General features: G+C 41.2%; 27 protein-coding genes and 1 riboswitch. Of the genes, 8 read left to right on the top strand and 19 right to left on the bottom strand.

What is annotated here, in order from left to right; translation table 11 throughout:
* Nucleotides 1–143 precede the first annotated feature (143 nt).
* Nucleotides 144–1,373 carry a diguanylate cyclase domain-containing protein gene (locus L1266_RS09995; protein ID WP_054554259.1) on the bottom strand — a complete coding sequence of 410 codons (1,230 nt, stop codon included), beginning with the start codon at nucleotides 1,371–1,373 and terminating at the stop codon, nucleotides 144–146.
* Nucleotides 1,374–1,873: 500 nt separating this feature from the next.
* Between L1266_RS09995 and L1266_RS09990 the strand changes: the two genes are divergently transcribed.
* From L1266_RS09990 to serA, 5 genes are all read left to right on the top strand, one after another.
* A complete protein-coding gene (locus tag L1266_RS09990; RefSeq protein WP_054554258.1) occupies nucleotides 1,874–3,391 on the top strand; it encodes a S10 family peptidase in 1,518 nt (505 codons plus the stop codon).
* A gap of 118 nt (nucleotides 3,392–3,509) precedes the next feature.
* Complete coding sequence (locus tag L1266_RS09985) at nucleotides 3,510–4,076, top strand: hypothetical protein (RefSeq protein ID WP_054554257.1); 567 nt, start codon at nucleotides 3,510–3,512, stop codon at nucleotides 4,074–4,076.
* Between the two features lie 13 nt (nucleotides 4,077–4,089).
* Nucleotides 4,090–4,686: a 5-formyltetrahydrofolate cyclo-ligase gene (locus tag L1266_RS09980; RefSeq protein WP_138601787.1), complete on the top strand. Its 597-nt coding sequence runs from the start codon at nucleotides 4,090–4,092 to the stop codon at nucleotides 4,684–4,686.
* A gap of 54 nt (nucleotides 4,687–4,740) precedes the next feature.
* Nucleotides 4,741–5,394 (top strand): ribose-5-phosphate isomerase RpiA, encoded by a 654-nt coding sequence (rpiA, locus tag L1266_RS09975; protein ID WP_054554255.1) that lies wholly within the window; start codon nucleotides 4,741–4,743, stop codon nucleotides 5,392–5,394.
* Nucleotides 5,395–5,408: 14 nt separating this feature from the next.
* Complete coding sequence (serA, locus tag L1266_RS09970) at nucleotides 5,409–6,638, top strand: phosphoglycerate dehydrogenase (RefSeq protein WP_054554254.1); 1,230 nt, start codon at nucleotides 5,409–5,411, stop codon at nucleotides 6,636–6,638.
* A 268-nt stretch (nucleotides 6,639–6,906) separates the two neighbouring features.
* Here serA and L1266_RS09965 read toward each other — a convergent pair whose 3' ends face one another.
* Both L1266_RS09965 and L1266_RS09960 read right to left on the bottom strand, forming a co-directional pair.
* Nucleotides 6,907–7,200, bottom strand: coding sequence for a HigA family addiction module antitoxin (locus L1266_RS09965; RefSeq protein ID WP_235377458.1), 294 nt, complete (start codon nucleotides 7,198–7,200; stop codon nucleotides 6,907–6,909).
* A complete protein-coding gene (locus L1266_RS09960) occupies nucleotides 7,200–7,478 on the bottom strand; it encodes a type II toxin-antitoxin system RelE/ParE family toxin (protein WP_054554252.1) in 279 nt (92 codons plus the stop codon). The genes L1266_RS09965 and L1266_RS09960 overlap by 1 nt, the downstream gene beginning before the upstream one ends.
* A gap of 237 nt (nucleotides 7,479–7,715) precedes the next feature.
* On the opposite strand from L1266_RS09960, the gene L1266_RS09955 reads away from it, so the two are divergent.
* Complete coding sequence (locus L1266_RS09955; RefSeq protein WP_235377457.1) at nucleotides 7,716–8,723, top strand: hypothetical protein; 1,008 nt, start codon at nucleotides 7,716–7,718, stop codon at nucleotides 8,721–8,723.
* 21 nt (nucleotides 8,724–8,744) lie between these two features.
* Here the strand turns inward: L1266_RS09955 and L1266_RS09950 are convergent, their stop codons facing one another.
* The 4 genes from L1266_RS09950 to yaaA form a co-directional block, all read right to left on the bottom strand.
* Nucleotides 8,745–9,032: a type II toxin-antitoxin system RelE/ParE family toxin gene (locus tag L1266_RS09950; protein ID WP_235377456.1), complete on the bottom strand. Its 288-nt coding sequence runs from the start codon at nucleotides 9,030–9,032 to the stop codon at nucleotides 8,745–8,747.
* Complete coding sequence (locus tag L1266_RS09945; RefSeq protein ID WP_063706242.1) at nucleotides 9,019–9,276, bottom strand: ribbon-helix-helix domain-containing protein; 258 nt, start codon at nucleotides 9,274–9,276, stop codon at nucleotides 9,019–9,021. The genes L1266_RS09950 and L1266_RS09945 overlap by 14 nt, the downstream gene beginning before the upstream one ends.
* A 161-nt stretch (nucleotides 9,277–9,437) precedes the next feature.
* Complete coding sequence (locus L1266_RS09940) at nucleotides 9,438–10,373, bottom strand: mechanosensitive ion channel family protein (RefSeq protein WP_054554250.1); 936 nt, start codon at nucleotides 10,371–10,373, stop codon at nucleotides 9,438–9,440.
* Between the two features lie 117 nt (nucleotides 10,374–10,490).
* Entirely contained in the window at nucleotides 10,491–11,270 is a 780-nt protein-coding gene (yaaA, locus tag L1266_RS09935) for a peroxide stress protein YaaA (RefSeq protein ID WP_062566697.1), read from the bottom strand.
* Between the two features lie 221 nt (nucleotides 11,271–11,491).
* On the opposite strand from yaaA, the gene tal reads away from it, so the two are divergent.
* Together tal and L1266_RS09925 are read left to right on the top strand one after the other, a co-directional pair.
* Entirely contained in the window at nucleotides 11,492–12,442 is a 951-nt protein-coding gene (gene tal / locus L1266_RS09930) for a transaldolase (RefSeq protein WP_235377455.1), read from the top strand.
* A gap of 186 nt (nucleotides 12,443–12,628) precedes the next feature.
* The gene (locus tag L1266_RS09925; RefSeq protein ID WP_054554247.1) at nucleotides 12,629–12,817 is read left to right on the top strand and encodes a DUF3545 family protein; all 189 of its coding nucleotides are present in this window, start codon (nucleotides 12,629–12,631) and stop codon (nucleotides 12,815–12,817) included.
* On the opposite strand, the gene ung is transcribed toward L1266_RS09925, so the two are convergent.
* The 12 genes from ung to L1266_RS09865 all read right to left on the bottom strand — a co-directional run.
* Entirely contained in the window at nucleotides 12,818–13,510 is a 693-nt protein-coding gene (gene ung / locus L1266_RS09920) for a uracil-DNA glycosylase (RefSeq protein ID WP_235377454.1), read from the bottom strand.
* Entirely contained in the window at nucleotides 13,507–14,364 is an 858-nt protein-coding gene (locus L1266_RS09915; protein WP_199528437.1) for a cobalamin-binding protein, read from the bottom strand. The genes ung and L1266_RS09915 overlap by 4 nt, the downstream gene beginning before the upstream one ends.
* A gap of 1 nt (nucleotide 14,365) precedes the next feature.
* Entirely contained in the window at nucleotides 14,366–14,965 is a 600-nt protein-coding gene (cobO, locus tag L1266_RS09910; RefSeq protein ID WP_199528435.1) for a cob(I)yrinic acid a,c-diamide adenosyltransferase, read from the bottom strand.
* Nucleotides 14,966–14,974: 9 nt separating this feature from the next.
* Nucleotides 14,975–16,459 carry a cobyric acid synthase gene (locus L1266_RS09905; RefSeq protein WP_199528443.1) on the bottom strand — a complete coding sequence of 495 codons (1,485 nt, stop codon included), beginning with the start codon at nucleotides 16,457–16,459 and terminating at the stop codon, nucleotides 14,975–14,977.
* The gene (cobU, locus tag L1266_RS09900; RefSeq protein ID WP_235377453.1) at nucleotides 16,459–16,986 is read right to left on the bottom strand and encodes a bifunctional adenosylcobinamide kinase/adenosylcobinamide-phosphate guanylyltransferase; all 528 of its coding nucleotides are present in this window, start codon (nucleotides 16,984–16,986) and stop codon (nucleotides 16,459–16,461) included. Before cobU ends, L1266_RS09905 begins: the two co-directional genes overlap by 1 nt.
* The gene (locus L1266_RS09895; protein WP_235377452.1) at nucleotides 16,983–17,789 is read right to left on the bottom strand and encodes an adenosylcobinamide-GDP ribazoletransferase; all 807 of its coding nucleotides are present in this window, start codon (nucleotides 17,787–17,789) and stop codon (nucleotides 16,983–16,985) included. Before L1266_RS09895 ends, cobU begins: the two co-directional genes overlap by 4 nt.
* A gap of 1 nt (nucleotide 17,790) precedes the next feature.
* Entirely contained in the window at nucleotides 17,791–18,852 is a 1,062-nt protein-coding gene (gene cobT, locus L1266_RS09890; protein WP_235377451.1) for a nicotinate-nucleotide--dimethylbenzimidazole phosphoribosyltransferase, read from the bottom strand.
* Nucleotides 18,853–18,855: 3 nt separating this feature from the next.
* The gene (locus L1266_RS09885; protein ID WP_235377450.1) at nucleotides 18,856–19,845 is read right to left on the bottom strand and encodes a FecCD family ABC transporter permease; all 990 of its coding nucleotides are present in this window, start codon (nucleotides 19,843–19,845) and stop codon (nucleotides 18,856–18,858) included.
* A complete protein-coding gene (locus tag L1266_RS09880; RefSeq protein ID WP_235377449.1) occupies nucleotides 19,838–20,668 on the bottom strand; it encodes an ABC transporter ATP-binding protein in 831 nt (276 codons plus the stop codon). The genes L1266_RS09885 and L1266_RS09880 overlap by 8 nt, the downstream gene beginning before the upstream one ends.
* Before the next feature lie 103 nt (nucleotides 20,669–20,771).
* Nucleotides 20,772–20,839, bottom strand: a riboswitch (cobalamin riboswitch).
* A 60-nt stretch (nucleotides 20,840–20,899) separates the two neighbouring features.
* A complete protein-coding gene (locus tag L1266_RS09875) occupies nucleotides 20,900–21,517 on the bottom strand; it encodes a histidine phosphatase family protein (RefSeq protein ID WP_209327582.1) in 618 nt (205 codons plus the stop codon).
* An 84-nt stretch (nucleotides 21,518–21,601) separates the two neighbouring features.
* Entirely contained in the window at nucleotides 21,602–22,030 is a 429-nt protein-coding gene (locus tag L1266_RS09870; protein WP_235377448.1) for an FKBP-type peptidyl-prolyl cis-trans isomerase, read from the bottom strand.
* Between the two features lie 222 nt (nucleotides 22,031–22,252).
* A partial coding sequence (locus L1266_RS09865; protein ID WP_235377129.1) for an IS3 family transposase occupies nucleotides 22,253–22,431 on the bottom strand: 179 nt, incomplete at its 5' end.

Here is a 22,431-nt window from a genome sequence, read left to right as displayed (position 1 = left end):
TTATACAATCCAACCTTTATGCCACTATTTTTTATTTAATTCTTTCAATAAGTTAAAAACAAAACTGCGTTTTTGAACAAAAAAAATGCACCCTAACGGTGCATTTTTTTAACAATTAACCTGCGCTGGTGCAATTAACACAACTATAGTTGAACTAAGCAATTTCGCGATTGCTGCTTGGCTTGATAAAGGGCTTTATCTGCGGTGCGCATTGCAGCTGTGAGGGATACTTTATGGAATTTTGTTATACCAATACTCATCGTTAGTGAGTAAGGTTCACCATTAATTGAAAAGGCGTGCTCAGCTAACTGTTCACGAAACGTATTTAGCTTAGGCTGAGCCTTTTCGAGATCCATATTGTTTAATACTACAGCGAACTCTTCACCACCAATACGAGCAACTGTAAAATCATCAAATTTTCTTTTCAAAAATGAAGCTACTTGCTTTAATGCCTGATCACCCGCCTCGTGACCAAACTGATCATTGATATTCTTAAAAAAGTCGATATCAAGCAGGGCAAGCACGTTATCTTGCTCTACATTTTTTAATACTCTTTCAGCATATTGATAAAAATAACGTCGATTATGCAAACCAGTTAGATGATCGCGGTATGCACTTTCTTTTATATCGGCTATTAATGACAACTGCTCCATAGTTTGCATCACACGGCAATGAAACTCTTCGTTCATAAATGGCTTAGTTAAAAAGTCATTAGCTCCATATTTTATGAACCGCGCAGATAAACCATGCTTACCCGCACCTGATAGGCCAATTATTGCTAGGTCATCGCGGCCACGAAAGTTACGTACCGCTTTAACAAGCTCAAAGCCGTCCATTGTTGGCATCGCATAATCCGTTAGCAATAACTTAATTTCTGGGTCGTCTTTAAGCATTTGTAGTGCTTGCTCACCATCTTGCGCATCACTTACTTTGAAAAGCTGCTTTTCAAGCATTTGCTTCATCAAAGTACGACTTAACACCGAATCATCAGCCACTAACGCTTTACAACCATGATTTCTAAGCAATTGCGCAACAAGTTTAATCGCGTAGTGATATGAATCACGGTTGTCTTTAACTACGTAATCAACCACACCTAGTTCTAACATTTGCTGACGAATGTATTCATCAATTTTAGATGTTAGCACCACGGTAGGAATATCTTTTGAGAGGGTATATCTGGCCACTTCGCCGTTCATCGCATCAGGTAATGTTAAATCAACCAAAGCTAATGTGTAGTCATGCTTAGCGATATAGTTTACGCCCTCTTTTAAGGACCACGCAAAGTCAACAGCTACATCAAGGTAGTGAGCTGCTAAATGCCGTAACACTTGCTGTACTACTTTACTGTCTTCTACAACTAACACTCTTTGCATTGCAACTTCTCTTTCTTAAGCTCGTGTATATACCCAAACCACCTCAAGGTGCGAGTTTCAGTTGGAATTAAAAGCGATTTAAACAAGGCATTGATTGCAAGTAATAGTGGTTCTATTGTTAAAATCAATAACGCAGTATAAATCGCTTTTAAACCAACCCTTTGGGCGTTACACAGGCACTTACTCTCATCGTTGTTACTTTTTAAAAGGGACTGCCATTGTTGCAAAGTAACGCCTTGATATTAAGCACCTGTGAAACGCTGAATTCTGCATCTTGAGGTGGTTTGGGTATACCATTTATAAACTTGCTCAATATACGCCATTTTTTAATCTAGCTAAATATTTAACCAAGCTATCTTTACTAAAAAGTGCACTTTTTTGTAACTCACCCTGCATTTCTTCTTTTATTTAACAGCTAATATTGGTGACTAGTCTCATTAGTTTGTCATCGAGTTGGCTTTACTTTTTAATAGCTGCAATTCGAATAATAAGGAATCAACATGAAACTTGTTAGTTTTATTGGCTTGTCAGTGACAGCATTAACACTGGCCTTCAGTACTCCAAGCTTTGCTGATAATGGACGTCGTATTGACGTTGACAGTAAAGTGGTGACAGAACACAAAGCCCGCATTAATGGTGAGCGCTTTTCATATACCGCAACCACAGGGACACAACCAGTTTGGAATGAGCAAGGCGATGCGGTTGCAACGCTACAATATACTTATTATACCCGCGACAAAGTAGACGATAGAACAAAACGCCCTTTAGTCTTTTCGTTCAATGGTGGCCCAGGTTCTGCGTCAGTATGGATGCACCTTGCCTATACTGGACCGCGTGTATTAAAAATTGATGACGAAGGCTACCCTGTTCAACCTTATGGCGTAAAAGATAATCCTTACTCAATTTTAGACGTGGCTGATATTGTTTATATCAACCCTGTTAACACCGGTTATTCACGTGTTCTTGAAAACGAAAAAGGTGAGCTACCAAGTAAATCAGATCAACAAAAAATGTTCTTTGGTGTTAACGCTGACATCAAATACTTAGCAGAGTGGCTAAATACCTTTGTTTCTCGCAACGAGCGCTGGCGCTCTCCTAAATTTTTAATTGGTGAGAGCTATGGTACGACTCGTGTATCTGGCCTTGCTCACGAATTACAAAATCGCCAATGGATGTACATCAACGGTGTTATTTTAGTATCACCAACTGAGATTGGTATTAAGCGCGAAGGCCCTGTAGAAGCTGCTAACCGCCTACCTTACTTTGCTGCAACCGCTTGGTACCACAAAGCACTTAGCGCAGACTTACAAGCAAAAGACTTAGACGAGTTACTCCCTGAAGTTGAACAGTTCACCGTGAATAAGTTCTTACCTGCAATTGCTAAAGGTGGTTTCTTACCTGCTGATGAAAAGCGTGCCATTATCAAGCAAGCGGCAAAATACGCAGGTTTATCTGAAAAGTTTGTTGAGCAAAATAACCTTGATATCCCAAATAACTTCTTCTGGAAAGAGCTATTGCGCGAGCGCGGCCAAACTGTAGGCCGTTTAGATTCTCGCTATTTAGGTATCGACAAACGTGATGCAGGTGAGTCACCTGATTACTGGGCTGAGCTTACTTCATGGTTACACTCATTCACGCCAGCGATTAACTATTACCTACGTGAAGAGCTTAACTACAAAACCGATATCAAATATAACCTATTTGGTAATGTTCACCCTTGGGATCGCTCAGGCAACAACACAGGTGAAAACTTACGTTTAGCAATGGCACAAAACCCATACTTAAACGTGATGATTCAATCTGGCTACTACGACGGTGCAACAAACTACTTTGATGCTAAATACACAATGTGGCAGTTAGATCCTAGTGGCAAAATGAAAGAGCGCTTAAGCTTTAAAGGCTACCGCAGTGGTCACATGATGTATTTACGTCATGCTGATTTAGAGTCATCAAATAACGACTTACGTGATTTCATCCTGAAATCTCTACCAGCCGAAGGCAAAGCAGCAAAATACTAAACAGCGTATTTGCAAATCCATAATAGAAAAAGCCCGTTTTATACGGGCTTTTGTTTTTCCACTAATCTTTTTGGGTATATACTCAAGTCATTGATTTAAGGATTTGGATAATCAGCAAATGGCAGAAAAATTTCGCGTAATGTTTGCAGGGCTTGAAGCCGGTGTCGACCAAGCACAAGCAACAGAACAATTAGCTGCAAAACTAAAAACAACAACAGACAAAGTTGCAACCCTGTTTGAGCATAAGCCATTATTTGCACCAAGCGAGCAAGATAAAGCACTAAAACAAGCAAAATTACTCGCAAGTGTTGGCATTAAAGCCAAGCTCCAACCGATAAACCAAGCAGCCACCAGCAACCAATCAAGTAATACAGATGCACAGACCAAAGAGCGTGAAGAACGTATTTTTGATGCCCTCGATTACATCACCAGTAGCCTTATTCGTCTAGAAGAAAAACTTGATGACTTAGAGCAACGTTTACCTGAGCTTGAAAATAACAGCGTTGCTGATAGTGACGATAGCTGGCAAGAAGATGACTTGCTACTTGAAGACGAATTAACAGAGCCCGTTAAAAAACGCTCAAACACCCTACTCTATTCGCTTATTGCCATGGTCATTGTGCTATTGATCATTTTGGGTGTAGTGGAGCTTTTTCCTGAACTTTTCTCCTTTTTAGAAAGTTAATACTAATATTGACATGAGCAACACACGAGCAGAAATCAGACAATCTATCCGAAAACAGCGCAATTCACTGACTGTTGAACAACAAAAAAATGCAGCCATTGCGCTAAAAGTGAATTTTACTCAACACTTAAAATCACTAAAAACACCTAAAAATGTCCATATCGGCATTTATTTTAGCAATGATGGCGAATTAGACACCTCATTGTTAATTAAAGAATTATGGAAGCAAGAGCAGCATTTATACCTGCCTATAATTCACCCCTTTAATGGCACAACTTTATACTTTCAGAGGTATGAAGAAAATTCACCCATGACTGCAAACCGCTATGGTATCTTGGAGCCCAAGTTGAATTGCAGTCAAATATGTCCTTTAGACAAGCTTGATATTTTACTTATGCCATTAGTGGCATTTGATGATCAAGGTAACCGTTTAGGAATGGGCGGTGGGTTTTATGACAAAACGTTGGCTCGGTATTACCAAGAAAACTGGCAAAAACCGATTTTGATAGGCCTTGCCCATCAATGTCAGCATGTTTCAGCATTGCCAATTGAATCGTGGGATGTACCGTTAAAACACATTATAACCCCAGAGAAAATCTACCAATGGTAAGCAAACTGTTTGTATACTATAGGCCCTCTCTGACAGCTAACTGAGCACATAATTATGACGCAAGATGAATTAAAAAAAGCCGCTGCCTGGGCAGCCCTAGAGTTTGTAAATGAAAATACCATTGTTGGCGTAGGTACAGGCTCTACAGTGAATCACTTTATTGATGCACTTGATACAGTAAAAGACACCATTACTGGTGCGGTTTCAAGCTCTGAGGCTTCAACTGAAAAGTTAAAAGCACTGGGTATTGAAGTATTCGAACTAAACGATGTATCAAGCCTTGATGTGTATGTTGATGGCGCAGACGAAATCAACCCACACAATGAGATGATCAAAGGCGGTGGTGCAGCCCTGACACGCGAGAAAATCGTTTCAGCGGTAGCAAAACAATTTGTTTGTATTGTTGATGAATCTAAAGAAGTTACAACATTAGGCGCATTTCCACTACCGGTTGAAGTGATCCCTATGGCACGCAGCTATGTAGCGCGTGAACTAGTAAAACTAGGCGGTGATCCTGTTTACCGTGAAGGTGTTGTAACAGATAACGGTAACGTCATTTTAGACGTGCACAATTTAGATATCAGCAACGCCAAAGAATTAGAACTAACAATCAACCAGATTGTTGGTGTAGTAACAAACGGCTTATTTGCCCATCGCGGCGCAGATAAAGTCATTATCGGCACCAAAAACGGGCCGCAAATAAAGTAAATAGGAATGAGGATATGAGTAAGGTATCGTTAGCAAAAGACAAAATTAAAATTCTCTTGCTGGAAGGCGTGCACCAAAGTGCTGTAGAAACGCTTAAGCGTAATGGCTACAGTAATATTGATTACGTAAAAACATCCTTACCTGAAGACGAGCTCATTGAGCGCATTAAAGATGTGCACTTTGTAGGCCTTCGTTCTCGCACTCATATTAATGAAGCGGTATTAGAAGCAGCTGAAAAGCTAGTCGCAATCGGCTGCTTCTGTATCGGTACTAACCAAGTCGACCTGCAAGGTGCTCGTGAACGTGGTATTGCAGTATTTAACGCACCATTTTCAAACACCCGATCTGTTGCAGAATTAGTACTTGGTGAAATCTTATTATTACTTCGTGGTATTCCAGAGCGTAATGCCCTTGCACACCGCGGTGGTTGGTTAAAATCAGCCAACGGTTCATTTGAAGCACGTGGTAAAACCTTAGGTATTATTGGTTACGGCCACATTGGTACACAGCTAGGTATCATGGCTGAAAATATCGGCATGAACGTTGAGTTTTACGATATCGAAGACAAGCTAACACTGGGTAATGCAACGCAAGTTCATAACCTAACTCAGTTACTACAACGTGCTGACGTTATTAGCTTACACGTACCAGAAACACCACAAACGAAGAACCTAATTGGTATGGCTGAGCTTGAAGTAATGAAGCAAGGCGCCATCTTGATCAATGCTTCTCGCGGCACTGTTGTTGATATTGACGCTCTAGCAGAATCACTGCGTGATAAAAAGCTGAGCGGCGCTGCAATCGACGTGTTCCCTGTAGAACCAAAATCAAATGATGAAGAGTTCGTATCACCGCTACGCGAGTTTGATAACGTAATTCTGACTCCGCATATTGGTGGTTCAACACAAGAAGCACAAGAAAATATCGGTATTGAAGTAGCGGGCAAACTTGCTAAGTACTCAGATAATGGTTCAACCATTACGGCGGTTAACTTTCCTGAAGTATCACTGCCTGAGCTTGCAAACCGCAGCCGCTTATTACACGTGCACCATAACCGCCCAGGCGTTCTAACGCAAATTAACCAAGCGTTTGCACAGCACGGCATTAATATCGCAGCCCAGTACTTACAAACTGATGAATCAATTGGTTACGTAGTAATTGATGTAGATACAGACCAATCAGAAGTCGCTCTTAAAGAGCTAAGTGCAGTTGAAGGGACTATCAGAGCACGTATTCTTCACTAATCGTTGGTATACCGAATAAATAAAAAAGCGCAACCAGTTAAACTGCTTGCGCTTTTTTTGTAGGACAAAACTTTAAGGTAGGTTGGTTTGAGCGCAGCGAAACCCAACACGGGAACCCAGCTTTAAACCGTAAATTTCAAGCTCTAAGCCATAAATAGCTTACCGTAGGCGTGAAATTTATTTTGCGCGATGGCTTATTTCTTATAAATAACACACAAGAAATTTCAGGTGAACAGCCAAAGTAGCAGCAAGCTTGTGATTATTCTCATTACGCTACTGAAAAACTAATAGGGTGTACCTTGGTTAGGTTAACATTTTGTTTAGCTTGCCAAAGATTGTAATTATCCTGCATCGATAGCCAACTTTCAGGGCTTCTACCCAAAGCCTTAGATAATCTTAATGCCATTTCAGGAGTAATTGAGCTCTGCCCCTTAAGAACTCTGTTAAGAGTTGAAGGTGAGACATCCAATTGTTTCGCGACAAATCTACAGCTGTAACCGAAAGGCTCCATATATACATCGGAAATAAATTCACCCGGATGCGGTGGATTATGCATAGTCATTAGTGATAATCCTCGTAGTTTAATATGTAGGCGTTACCATCTTTAAATTCAAATGTTACTCGCCAATTACCATTTACAGTTATTGACCAAACACCATCACGATTGCCTTTTAATGGATGCAACTTAAACCCAGGTAAATCGATATCTTCAATAATCGAAGCGGTATCTATAGCGGCTAGTTGCATTCTCAAACGGCGCTCGTGTTTGGCTTGAATCCCTGCTTTGCTTCCAGTCTCGAAGAACTTTTTCAAGCCTTTATGTTTGAATGTCTTGATCATTGCCAAAGTGTAGCGTGTTGCGCAACAGGTGTCCACTTAAAATGTAACCCTCTTACTTAGGGGGAATAGCCTGTGGGTTAAAATTTGAAGCAAAGCAAAAACCAGCACGTTAATTAAAAGCTTTAAACCGTAAATTTTAAGCGCTAAGTCAGATACGGCTCACCGTAGGCGTAAAATTCATTTCGCGCGAATTTACACTCCCAACCTCCTTTAAATTATTTAACAGATCCAGGTCATTTGTTTTATTTCTTAGATATCGACATAATGCACCACTATGCTCAAATCACCATTGGAAGGTTTATTTTGAAAAAACTGATATTTGCTTTACTACTTATTACACCTATGTTTTGCGTATCAACAGAACTGCCAAGTGAATTTGAAAATAATTTAATCTACTTAACCCCAAAGCTCAGTGATGGCACAACAGTAAAATTTTTCACTGATACTGGTGGTGGTTGGAATGCTATTTCAAAAGAACTCAGTGAAAAATATCAATGGAAGGTTGAAAGCAAAGAAACTGAAGACGGTGCCATTAAAGTTACTGATATGCCGCAATTTGATAAAAGTGCTTGGATACCCATCGCAGGGCTGAACAATTGGTGGGCAGGTCAATTACAAGTAGTGCCAAGAAGAGAAATAAGTTCATCTAATGAGTTGGATGGCACCTTAGGCGGCAGATGGCATGCTGAAAAAATCATCGATTTTAACTACCTAGATAAAAGCATCACTATTTTATCTAAACTACCTGAAACTGATAACTTTTCTGAAGTACCTTTAGGTTTCCAAAAGAATGAATTAGGTAATTATACGTTAGGTTTTCCGAGCATTAATATATCGGTAGATAGTGTAACGATTCCAATGTTATTCGATACTGGCGCTTCTGCTTGGCCTTCAAATGAAGCTCTTGAGCAACTTAATTTATCCGGTGAAAAAGTCGCAACCTCTTTTATCACAGCGTCCATATTTGACAATTGGGTGAGATCTCACCCTGAATGGACGGTTATAGAAAAAGCATGTTTGTTATCTAAACAATCAATGATTAGAGTGCCAGAGCTAAAAATAGCAAATAAAGTGGTGGGCCCTGTTTGGTTTACGCGAAGAGAAGATAATAATTTTCATCAATTTATGTCTTCTATGATGGATAAACAAATTGATGGTGCGCTAGGAGGTTCAGCGCTTAAATATTTGAGAGTTATAGTCGACTACCCTAATGAACGAGCTTGGGTTAAAAATGATTTGAAATGAAGATTAAAAGGCCATGCTCGTTCAAAGGTTAGCTTGAATGTCTTGCCTACCTAATACTCTCATAATTTCTATATTGCCACCTTGAATGCGATAATAAATGCTATCAACACCACAAACAGCTCGTCGATAACCTTGCCTAATCTCATCGACTGCTGGTGCTAAATAAGGTTGCTTTGCCAATTGCTCAAAACGATAAAAAGACTTACAAAAATAAGCATCAGCCTGATTTTCACCATATTGCTCTAAACTACGAAACCAAATTCGCTTCAAATCAGCTTCGGCTTGAATATTAAGTTTATAACTTCCCATCCTTACTCGCTTCTTCCTTGAAACTAGCTAACATTTGACTTGGTGATTTATCTGAAAGTCCACTTTTCTCTGCTTCAATTAATTTCATACGAATAGCTTCAATTTCAGAAGCTCGCATTTGCTCTTTTCTAATCAAATCTCGAAGTAACTCACTGTCACTCGCATAATTTCCTGAAGCGAGCTGTGCTTGCATCCATTTTTCTTGTTGGGCAGTCACAGTGATACTTTTTTTTACCATCGCCATAATTTACTCATCTTAAATAAAACAAATACAGATATAATCCTACTTTATACTACTACAATCAAGCTTAGCTTATTGGTGCTAGTAATCAACTATACCTTTTACTTAATCCCCCACCTCAAACACACTTCCCTGTGTAAATCACGCCGATGAGTCAGTAAATTTTACTTATCGGTTTGCGGTGCCTCAGCGTCTTTATCTTGCTGTTTTTCGCTTATCATGGCATTTAATTTCTCGCCGCCTTTGATACCAAAATCTAACGTGCGGATTGGGAATGGGATGGTCATATCAGCTTCGCTTAGGGCGTTTCTAACTGCCACAACAGCCTTGTGACGAACGGTCATGAAATCTGCTTCGCCGGGGTATTTAATCCAAAACCAAACTAGTAAGTTAACGCTGCTATCACCAAAGCTTTCGGCGTAAACTGCGGTTTCTTCTTGTTTGATCACAAAATCAAACTCATTGATTTTTTTAACAATCACCTCAGCGGCTTGCTCGGGGTCATCGGCATACGAAATACCTACTGGTACCTCGATACGACGCACACCTAAGGTGCTGTAGTTACTGAGTATATTTCTAAATAGAATCTTGTTAGGCACTAAGATAAGTTGCCCATAAAAGTTCTCAATGAGAGTGTTTCTAAGGTTAATCGCCTTAACGGTACCAAACACGCTTTCGGTGCGGATTACATCCCCTGTTTTGAATGGTTTGCGAATACCCATGGCAATACCCGCTATAAGGTTCTCTGTCATGTCCTGAAAGGCAAAACCAATAGCGAGGCCTACGATACCCGCACCAGCTAGTAATGAGGTGACCGTGCCTCTGAGGCCCAAGAAATCAAGGGCTACAAATAAGCCTACACATAATACGATGACTTTTACTATCGATGACATTAAGTCTGCTATTTGTGAAGACTCTAACGAACGGCGTAATAGCTTTCTAAGCATTGAACCAACGATACGTGCCAGCAGTGAAAACACGATAGTAATGATTACTGCAACAATAAAGTTAGGGATATGGCTTATGATGATATCAACCCAGCCACCGAGCTTTTCTTCTATAAGTTTTTCGGCTTCACCGACGGTTGGTATTTTTAACATGCGACTACCTGATACATTAAGAAACATAACTGCTGTTTTGCAAAATAAGCGCCAGTTTCATACAAGCACAAAAAAGCCGTGCTTAGCACGGCTGTTTTAATTCATTTTACTAAAAGTTTAGTTCTGCTCTTCCCGTAAGAAAACAGGCTCTAATTCTTTTGCTGTAGCATCGCTGCTAAAGTAATAACCTGCAACGGTGAAATCTTTTAAATCACTTAATTGGGTGATTTTATTTTCAATGATGTAACGTGCCATCATGCCGCGGGCTTTTTTCGCATAAAAGCTGATCACTTTATATTGGCCGTTTTTACAGTCTTTAAAATGTGGAGTGATGATTTGTGCATTTAATGCTTTTTTATCAACCGCTTTAAAATACTCATTCGAAGCAAGGTTTACCAAGTATTTGCTATCTTGCTCAGCAAGCACTGTATTTAGCTTTTCGGCGATAACACTGCCCCAAAACTCATATAAGTTTTTACCGCGTGGGTTTTCTAACTTAGTACCCATTTCAAGGCGGTAAGCTTGCATTAAATCTAATGGTTTAAGCACACCATAAAGACCAGACAAAATACGTAAGTGCGACTGTGCGTAATCAAGATCAGCATCGCTTAGAGTTTGCGCATCTAAGCCACCGTATACATCACCATTAAAGGCTAGCACGGCTTGTTTTGCGTTATCTTGAGTAAATGGCTGTGACCACTCGGCGAAGCGTGCCGCATTCAAACCAGCTAGTTTATCGCTGATTTTCATTAGGCTACCAATTTGCGCTGGTGTTAAATCACGGCAAACTGACATTAACTCTTCGCTGTGCTCGAGTAATTCAGGTTGAGTGAATTTATCGGTCGTGGCTGGTGTTTCGTAATCTAAATTTTTTGCAGGTGAAATAACAGTGATCATACTTAGCTATTGACTTGTAATTTGTTTGATGTCAATTTCAACATTAATTGAATCAAAATGCACGTTTTGTTTCGTCCTGCCTTTATCCGCTGTTCTTTTCATACATAATGTTCTAATTTCTGTATTAAGGACATTTGACCTATTAAACACTGTCATAGTGTTGCAGCATAAAGGCCGCTATAATGGATTTTCTTTTAACTTGCTTGGAATGAGGAAAGCAAATGACTTCAGCACTACAAAGGCTTAAACAGCATTCATCTATTGTTGCAGATACAGGTGATATCGAAGCTATCAAAAAGCACCAACCAGAAGATGCAACAACAAACCCATCTCTACTTTTAAAAGCCAGTGAAATTGAAGCGTATAAGCCTTATTTAGATAAAGCGTGGCAATATGCCAAAGAAACCGAGCAAGATGCAGCTAAACAACTTGAATTAGCATGTGATTACTTTGCTGTATTAATTGGTAAAGAAATTAGCGAAATCGTACCTGGTTATATCTCTACAGAAGTAGACGCACGTTTATCATTTGATACCCAAGCGACTATCGACAAAGCACATACGTTACTGAGCCTTTACGAAAAAGAAGGCGTTAGCAAAGATAAAATCCTAATCAAAGTTGCATCAACTTGGGAAGGCATCAAAGCTGCAGAACAGCTTGAAAAAGAAGGCACTAAGTGTAACTTAACGCTGTTATTCTCTGAAGCACAAGCTCGCGCATGTGCCGATGCGAACGTATTTTTAATTTCACCATTCGTTGGCCGTATCTTAGACTGGCACGTTGCTAACGGCATGGAAAAACCAACAGATCCGCTAAACGATCCAGGTGTGCAATCTGTACGTAACATTTACGAATTTTACAAACGCCACGATTACAAAACGGTTGTTATGGGCGCAAGCTTCCGTAACACAGGCGAGATCATCGCACTTACTGGCTGTGATAAGTTAACGATTAGCCCTGCTCTTTTAGAAGAGTTAGGCCAATTAACGGATGCACAAGAGTACCTACTAGAGAGCGACTTTACTGTTGAAGAAAAACCAGCACCACTAACTGAAGACCAGTTCCGCTGGTTACATAACCAAGATGCTATGGCAACAGAAAAACTTGCTGAGGGTATTCGTTCTTTTGCTCAAGCACAGCTTGAATTAGAAGCACGCTTTAAAGCAATGTAATTTAAATTACAGTATTTTTTAAAACGCCACCGCTAGGTGGCGTTTTTGTTTCTAAAAAACCACCTTCTTTGATCTATTCATCTATCAATCACAGTTCTGTAACAGTATTGTCACTTTTTTATTCTATTTTTGAGCAGCCTGTGGTATAGGTATTTCCGAGGTTCAAAAAATCAATAGGAGAAGTTCATGGATAGCCTAGACGATATTTTAGAAATATTAGAAGGTCCTAGTACAACAAAAAAGACCTCTACAAAAAATAAAAAGAGAAAATGGCGCGAAATCGAAGCGTTGAAAGACAAGCATAGACTTCGCAAAGAACTACAGGAGTTAGACTATTTCACAGACAGCGTTGAGCTTGATGAATTAGACTTTTAATTAAAGGCCCGCAAGGGCCTTTTGCATTTGCGGCAAAGACCAATTTACTGGTGCTTTATTTTGATCAGTAAGCAGCTGGTTTGTCTTTGAAAAATGCTGACAACCAAAAAAGCCACGATGTGCAGAAAGCGGTGATGGATGCGGGCCTTGGATCACATGATGACGCGAGGTATCAATGTGTTTACCTTTTTTCTGAGCATGTGCGCCCCATAACACAAACACCACACCGTCACAGTGATGGTTGATAAGCGCAATTACTGCATCAGTAAACTTTTCCCAGCCAAGATGCTTATGAGAATGAGCTTGCCCTTGCTCTACCGTTAGTACCGTGTTGAGTAAAAACACGCCTTGTTCGGCCCAGCTTTGCAAATAGCCATGATGAGGTATCTCAAAACCTTCTATATCAGTAGCCAACTCTTTGTACATATTTTTCAAAGACGGGGGCAGCTTTTTAACTTCTGGTAATACCGAAAAGCACAAACCATGGGCTTGACCTTCTCCGTGATAAGGATCTTGCCCTAAAATAACCACCTTAACTTCATTCAAAGGGGTAGCATCAAAAGCTGAGAATACCTGTTCGTCTTTGGGATAAACGGTAACGCCTGCTGCGCGTCTATCGGCCACATATTGTAAGGTTTCTTGCATGTAGGGCTTAGCAAGCTCAGTATCTAGAAATGTTTGCCAATCGTTCATTTTGAAGCCTGTATTTGCTGACGAGAAACGTCTATTTTACCACACATGTCGGTCAAACCATCAAGCATACGGATTGTAAAACGGTGCAATAAGTCTGCGTTTACACTAATAAACTGGTTATGTTGCACTGCTGGCAATTCAGGCCATTGTCGCCAATCAATTTTAGGCTGAGGCTTTTTCGATTTTTCATCTGGAATAATCACGACCTCTGGATTGGCAACCAATACATTTTCAATACTAATGCGCGGGTAGTCTGTATCACTATTAGCAAACACATTATCCGCATGACAAATAGTTAATAGCTGATTGATCCAAGTATTTCCGCCAACTGTCATCATTGGCTCAGGCCATAATTGATAAAACACCGACACTTTCGGTTTGCCTTCCTGCGCTGTACGAATAGCGTTGAGTTTAGTTTCAAACTGTTTGGCTACTTTATTTGCCTTGGTTTGCAAATGCGTAAGCGTGCCTAGTTTACGTAGTTCATCTGCCACATTATCAACCTGATTTGGATTGCTGTACGCTACCGGAATACCTAACTTTTCAATGTAAGCGAGATCTTCAGCTTTGTTACCCGTTTTCCAAGCCAGAACTAGGTCTGGTTTTAACGACAACAGCTTTTCCATGTTAATTCCGTAATAGCCGCCTACTCGTTCGATATCATTCGCTTGCTGAGGAAAGTCTGCATAGTCAACGGTACCGACAATGCGCTCTCCAGCACCAATCGCAAACAGGTTTTCAACGATATGTGGGGCTAAGGCAACAATACGTTGAGGCTCTTTTATTTCATAAGCCTGAGCCAATGTTGGTAAATAAAATAAAACACTTACGAGTGCAAACTTAATGGTTCTCATGTTAATAATCGAACCCTTTTTGTGCTTTTATTCCTGCATCAAAAGCGTGTTTTACGTTTCTGACTTCACTGACTGTATCAGCTAAGTCGGTTAGTTTTCGGTGTGCACCACGACCTGTAATAATCACCGATTGCATAGCAGGGCGAGAGCTAACGGCTTCTAGTACTTCGTCTAAATCAATATAGCCGTAGGTAATCATATAGGTTATTTCATCTAGCATAACGAGGTTAATCGACTCATCCTTCAACATTCTTTTCGCTTCTTGCCATGTCACTTGCGCAGCAGCTGTATCTGACTCTTTATTTTGTGTTTCCCAAGTAAAACCGGTGTTCATAATAACAAATTCAACCCCTGCTTTTTCGAGTAGGTTACGCTCACCACACTCCCATGTACCTTTAATAAACTGACACACAGCGGATTTCATTCCGTGACCTACCGCACGTGCAACAGTACCAAAACCAGAAGTCGATTTACCCTTACCGTTGCCAGTAATAACCTGAAAAATACCCTGCTCTTTTTGTGCAGCAGCAATCCGTTCGTCGACTTTTTCTTTTACTTTTTGCTGGCGTTGTTGGTGCTTATCTTGATTCTGTTCGCTCATTGTTGTTCCTTATGTCTCTAAATTGAAGTTCTCATAAATATTGATGATTTGTTCAATATCGAGATTCTCTGCTACTACACTAGCTAAACGGCTTAACTGCTGTTCACGGTTTAAGTTAATATCAATTGGCTTAATTTGGCTCTTTGCTGCAAGCCAAGTTATTAGCTCAGATACGCCCTCAGGGGTATCGAACAAGCCATGTAAGTAAGTACCTGCTACTTGGTTATCATCACTAATAAAACCATCTACTTTGAATCCACTTGGGTGATCATTAAAGCTCAAAAATGGCTTTTCAAGTGCCGGCCCTTGGCTGATTCCGGCGTGAATTTCATAACCAGATATTGCTTTATCGCTATTGTTTAAATGAAGAGTACCAGAGACTTGGCTTAGTACTTTTTGTTGCCCTAATTGCGTTTCAAAGTCAGCAAGCCCAAGCCCTTTTGAACTGCCTAAATTAGATTCCACAGCATGTGGATCAGTAAGGTAGTTGCCTAACATTTGCAGCCCACCACATATTCCGAGCACTTTACCGCCATAACGCAGGTGACGTGTTATTTGTTTATGCCAACCTTCATTTTTTAAAAACACTAAATCGCTGAGTACATTTTTACTGCCCGGAATAATAATCAGATCAACACTTGGAATAGCCTGGGTATGACGTACATACTGTAAATCAATTTCTGGTTGTAATCGCAATGCATCGAAGTCTGTGTGATTACTAATATGAGGAAGTAGCAACACGGCTATGCGTAATTGCGGTTTATCTACCTGATTAGTTATAGCAACGGCATCTTCAGCATCGAGTGCTAAGTCATGTAAATAAGGTAACACCCCAAGCACTGGCTTATTGGTGTATTGCTCTAACCAATCAAGGCCTCCTTGCAATAACGCAATATCACCACGAAAACGGTTAATCACAAAGCCTTTAACGCGCGCTTGCTCCGACTCAGACAACAAGGCTAACGTTCCGACTAAATGAGCAAACACGCCGCCTTTATCGATATCGGCAATGATGATCACCGGGCAATCAACCGCCTCAGCGTAACCCATATTAGCAATGTCGTTTTCGCGCAGGTTAATTTCTGCTGGGCTCCCTGCACCTTCAACAACCAGTAATTCAAAACGTTCACTTAAACGCTGCTGCGAAGTAAGAACTGCATCCATCGCCACTTTTTTGTAGTCGTGATAATTGCCAGCTTCCATATTCGACAGCGCTTTACCATGAACGATTACCTGCGCCCCGGTATCGCTGTTAGGTTTTAATAAGATAGGGTTAAAATCGACTTCTGCGGGGACTTTTGCCGCTACTGCTTGCAAAGCTTGTGCGCGACCTATTTCGCCACCATCTTCGGTTACGGCGCTATTTAACGCCATATTTTGTGGCTTAAAAGGCGCAACCTTAATGCCTCGATTAGCAAAGATCCGGCAAAGTGCTGCTACAAGAGTACTTTTACCTGCATCTGAGGTCGTGCCTTGCACCATTAATGTTTTCATCATTGTTCTCTTTTTAAGGTTTGTGCAAGACCTGCAATCACAAACTCAACACGTGCAACTTGCTGTGCTAAGGCTTGATGCAACCAACCTGAATGATCAACAAACTGACGACTTAATTCACCGAGTGGCACAATGCCATGACCCACTTCATTGCTGACAAAAATCACCTCACCCGGCAATTGCGATAGCACATCGAGTAAGGCCGCTTTTTGCTCAAGCCAAAATGCTTCACCATGCTGGCATAAGCAATTACTCAACCAAAGGGTTAAACAATCCACTAAAATACAGTTTTCAGCTTGGCTGTGTTGTTGTAGTGCTTTAGCCAAATACAAAGGCTCTTCAACAAGTTGCCAATACTTAGCCCTCTCAGCTTGATGCCTATTAATTCGGGCTGTCATTTCTTCATCACCCGCATTGGCTGTGGCGATGTAGATAAGAGGCTTGTTTGAATCTGTTGCCAGCTGCTCAGCAAAACGGCTTTTACCGCTGCGAGCACCGCCTAAAATTAAAGTATGTTGTTGGCTCATAATAAACTCACCAAGCAAAGGTAGGTAACAAGCTCAGATACTTGCTGGGCTGCTCCCAAGCAATCACCGGTATAGCCAGATAACTGTTTTTCAAACCAGCGCTTTAATAGTAAGCGAGTAACACAAAGCACACTGATGAGTATTAATAATTGCCCTAAAGTGAAGCCAAAAAACAACCATGCAATTGCTAATACCGCACCGCCAGTTACTAACAGTATTTGATAACTTTGCGTGCTTAAATGCATCGCAATGGGTTTTACTTTAGATGTGGCGTCCTGACTTACATAGTCCATGTCTGCAATTAAACTTGTTGCTACAACCCGACTTAAGCTTTGCCCTAAAACAAGTGCAATAATCACAGTACTGGTTACTTCACTAAGTGCAACGAGTGTTTGGTACTTAATTAATAAGGCCATCACTAACGCCGCAGAACCATAGGTACCTAAGCGACTATCTTTCATAATGCTCAGCTTATCTGCGACTTGCCAACCACCACCAAAGCCATCCCAGACATCAGCAAGGCCATCTTCATGAAATGCCCCTGTAATTATCAAGCTAAACGTCATAACTAAGGCAACTGCAATGGCTGCAGGGAATAACCAACTTAGCAGCAAAAAGCTCAGCGCTAAAAGTACACCTAATATCACACCGACCAATGCAAAATAACGGCTGGCCTGATTGAGTGCTGTATCAGACACTACAAAGTTTAATTTAACGGGGATACGCGTTAAAAAGCTAAGCGCTAGCAAAAATAGCTGAAGCTGACTTGGAGTAGAACCAGAAGTGTGTTGTTCAGTGCTCATATCAGACAACTTGCTCAACATTAGCATCGGCAAAACTTGCCATGTCATTGTAAAACGCCAAAGATGCTTGCAGTAAAGGTAAAGCAAGCGCAGCCCCGGTGCCCTCTCCTAAACGTAAATCAAGCTGCAATAAAGGTGCTGCATGCAAGGCATTGAGCATTGCTTTGTGCCCTTGCTCATCAGAAGCATGAGCAAATAACATATAATCGCGAGCGTTTGCATTAATGCGAGTTGCAACAAGCGCCGCTACGGTACAAATAAAGCCATCCACGATCACTGCTATACCAAGCTCGGCAGCAGCTAAAATGGCACCGGTGATCTGTACAATTTCAAAACCACCTAATGCCGCAAGCGTCATTAATGGATCGCTAAAATGAGCTTGATGTAATTGAAGGGCTTGCTCAACAACTTTAATTTTTTTAGCAACAACCTCGTCACTCACACCAGTGCCTTTACCAACACATTGGCTGGCAGGTAACGACAACAAGGCAGCCATTAATGCCGCAGCACTTGTGGTATTGCCAATGCCCATCTCACCAAAGGCGATGGTATTGCAGCCTTGTTCATAGAGTGAATAAACTCGCTGCTTAGCTAATGCAAACCCTTTTTCAACCTGGCTAAGTGACATGGCCATTTCAGTATTCAGTGGTGCAGTGATTTCACCTAAACGCTGGTTATGCACACTTTTATCGTGTGAAGTAGCGAGTGTTCCAGCGTCAACAACTTCTAGCTGCCAGCCAAGCTGGCGACAAAATACATTAATCGCTGCGCCTCCTGCTGCAAAGTTTGCCACCATTTGTGATGTAACGCTGCTAGGAGCAATCGACACACCTTGGCTTGCCACACCATGATCACCCGCAAATACAACTAGAGAAGGGTTTGAAATAACCGGTTTAAAGGCAACTAGCGCCTGCTCACTATCAAGCTGCTTTGAAAAAATAAGCGTTAATTGTTTGGCACAACTTTCAAGCTGACCTAAAGCGCCTAGCGGCTTTGTTTTAAGGTCTATTTTTTGTTGAATTACAGCTGAAAATTGCTGATTAAGAGGCATGATATTAAACATTAGCTACCTGCTCTGTTTACGAAAATAAAGTAAGAATAAAAAGAACACACTACCGATAGCGGCTGTGATCACACCAACGGGTAGTTCTTGGTTATTCAATAGGGTTCGGCATAACACATCTACCCACACCATAAAAATGCCACCTACCAAGGATGTCATAACTAAGTTATGGCTGCTGCCTTGCGGCGAAAAGTAGCGCACAATATGTGGGATCATCAGGCCGACAAAACCAACGCCACCGCACATAGCAACAAGCACCGCTGTAATTAATGAACTTAGCAGCAGCATCATGATCCGAAAGCGTTGTACATGAATCCCCAAAGTCGCTGCACTTTCATCACCAAGCAGCATCGCATTTAGCTGACGACGAAATGCAATCATCAAAGTCATACAGGCAATAATAACGGCAAACGGCAGCCAAAGAGTGTCCCACTGAGCACGAGAAAAACTGCCCATCGTCCAAAACAAGATAGCGGTGATGGCTTGTGGATCGCTAAAATAAAGCAACAGACTAGTTAGAGCACTAAATAAGAAAGATAAAGCAACACCAGCGAGTAACATGGCTTCAACTTGGCCAGCATGGCGACGCCCTGCAATAGCAATAAGCAACAGCATAGAAAGTAAGCTTCCGGCAAATGCTGCAACTGACATACTAAAGCCAAAACTCACACCGGTTAGGGCTATAAAGCACACCACACCAAATGAAGCCCCAGAAGAAATACCAAACAAGTAAGGGTCAGCAAGCGGGTTTCGGGTTACGGTCTGCAAAATTAATCCTGCAAGAGCCAGCCCAGAACCTGCTAAAAATGCCAGCATTGTTCTGGGCATACGTAACTGCCAAATAATACGCTGCACAAATTCATCGCTACCTTGGCTAAACAAACCATTAAAAACATCACTCAGTGGCGTATTTGCAGCACCAAAGCTCAATGCTAAAAAACAACTAATAAGCCCTACGACAACACAGATACTTAAACGCATTGCATCAGTCATGTTGATGCTCCTGTGTCTGATAGCCATAAAAATAAGTGATGTGCGGAATAAACTTATCAGTGCTTGATTGCGGGTGAGCAGATACCGCTGCGCAGACACCAAATACATCACTCAACAGCTGCTCAGTAAGCACCGCTTTTGGTTGCCCCTGACAAACCAAACGCCCTTCATCAATCACCAATAATTCATCACATAAACTCGCGGCGAGATTTAAATCATGGAAAGAGGCAAGCACTGTCACATCGAGGGACTTTGCTAATTCCATTATTTGAATTTGGTATTTAACATCAAGGTGACTGGTAGGCTCATCCATGATGAGCAACTTAGGTTGCTGTACGATAGAGCGTGCAATGAGCGCTCTTTGCTTTTCGCCACCTGAGAGCGAATCAAATGCTTGCTCACTATGATGAGACAAACCAACCTGCTCAATCGCTTGAAAAATACGCTGCTTATCATTGGCAGACGTGCCGCTGAAAAGTCGCTTATGAGGTGTTAAGCCTAGGCTCACCACGTCGAACAGAGACAAATAAAACTGCGATGGAGACTCTTGTAAAACCACTGCAACCTGCTTTGCATATTCATCAGCACTGATTTGCCAAATATCTTGACCGCGCAGCAGCACAACCCCTTGCTTAGGCTTCAAGTAACGATAAAGACAGCGCAACAGGCTTGATTTACCAGCTCCATTAGGGCCAAGTAGACCGATAAACTGCCCAGCGTTTAACTCAAGGTTAATTGATTTAAGTATCGTTTTATTCGCAGTACCCCAACTTAAATCAGACACTGATATTAATGGCGCAGCGCTAAGGCTATTTTGTTGCAAGCTTATTCTCTCTTGGCGAGTAATCACAACGCACAAGAAAGCACTGGTAAGTACCAGAAAATGATGTGAGTTGACCCGCTCGATGATTAGTTGTTAGTGCTAAGTATCTGGCTGACCATTATTTAGATGGATTACAGTTGCGGGAACAGCTGGAGAATTTCACTCCATTCCATAGCATATGAGTATTATGGCGGGCTAAGTAAATAATTCAATGAATATCGCTCTAGATGGCTAAAAAACAATTTTAGGCCAAGCTTGTCCTTGTTCATCTATATATACATCAAGTGTAATAAGCCCTGCATAAGGAAGATGAAAAACATTTAAATGCGTGGCTGATTGTTTTGGCATCTGACAAACAATAGCGAGAATTTGTTTGATCACTCCAGCATGACTAATTACCAATGACTGTTCATGCTTAGATTCACATAGTGATTGTAAAAATGTTTGCCACCATGCCTCTACCCGGGCGTAAAAGTCTGCCATAGATTCACCATTTGGTACTTTTACTTGCCATGGGTGCTGCCAAAAATCACCAATATGAGGCTTACTTGTTTGCTGCCAAAGCTGTTGGTAATCTTGGCCATCCCAATCACCAAAATTAAACTCTTTCAGCGCGTTATAATACTGTACATGCAGTGAGTGCTGATTTGCTAAATAATCAGCGTGGACTGAGCAACGCTTTAGTGGTGAGCTATATATGGCATTTAAATTTATGAGCTCAGCAGAGGCTTGGCGCATTTGCTTATGACCAAGCTCTGATAAATCGACATCGATTTGCCCAGAAAGAATTCCAGGCGTAGCGATTTCGCCATGCCGAAGAAAGTAAACTCGTGAAGTAAATGCGTCCATAATGTTCCTCAGTAAACCATTAGTGAACGTTAACGCGTTTTAAATACTCTGTCGACTTATGCTAAGGCTGTTATACTCAGAGAGTTAAGCTAAACGCATTAAACGAACATCAAAATGCAGCACTGCATTTGCGCCAATTTTGCCACCGTTACCTTTTTTACCCCAAGCAAGCTCTGGAGGGATCACAAATTCATAACGAGAGCCAATATTCATTAATAGCAACCCTTCTCTTAACCCTTCTATAGCTTCGGATAATGCGAACACCTCAGGCATACCCGCTTTATAACTGTCGGCAATAACACTGCCATCAGCAAGCATAATACGTTGATTAATAACCACTGTATCGAACTCTGATATGCATTCTCCTGCAACATCATCAATCACTTTATACATTAAACCCGACGGGCATAGATGCGTATCTGGATGCGATGAGAACTTAGCAATAAATGCTTCACTATTTTTACGATTTAAACCTGAAGAGCCTTTTGACTTGGTCGTTTTCTTACGAGACACAGCAAACCTTAATTGTATTACAAATATAAAACGCTTTATCGCATAACAAGGTAAGGGAAGCAAGTTTGCGAGAGTAAAGTTGCAAGTTAGAAGGGGAAAGTTTGAGGATCTGGCGTAGGTTGGGTAGAGCACAGCGAAACCCAACACAGAGCTATCAGCTTTCAGCCGTCAGCGTTCAGCGTTCAGCCGCGTGATCTGACCCCGATAAAGTAGACACGGGGTTTAATTAACTTGTTCGTACTGCATGGGACTTTTATACCCTAGGGTGCCATGCCTTCTTACTGAGTTGTAGTATTTTTCAATATAAAAATACGTTTGTGTTGTCATTTCACTACGACTCAGTTCATTTAAATTCTTTATCCACTCCTTTTTATACTGCGCGAAAAAGCTTTCTGAGCACG

Source organism: Pseudoalteromonas sp. Cn5-37 (genome assembly GCF_021532495.1).
Lineage (GTDB): Bacteria > Pseudomonadota > Gammaproteobacteria > Enterobacterales > Alteromonadaceae > Pseudoalteromonas > Pseudoalteromonas simplex.
This window is presented reverse-complemented; position numbering and strand designations above follow the sequence as displayed.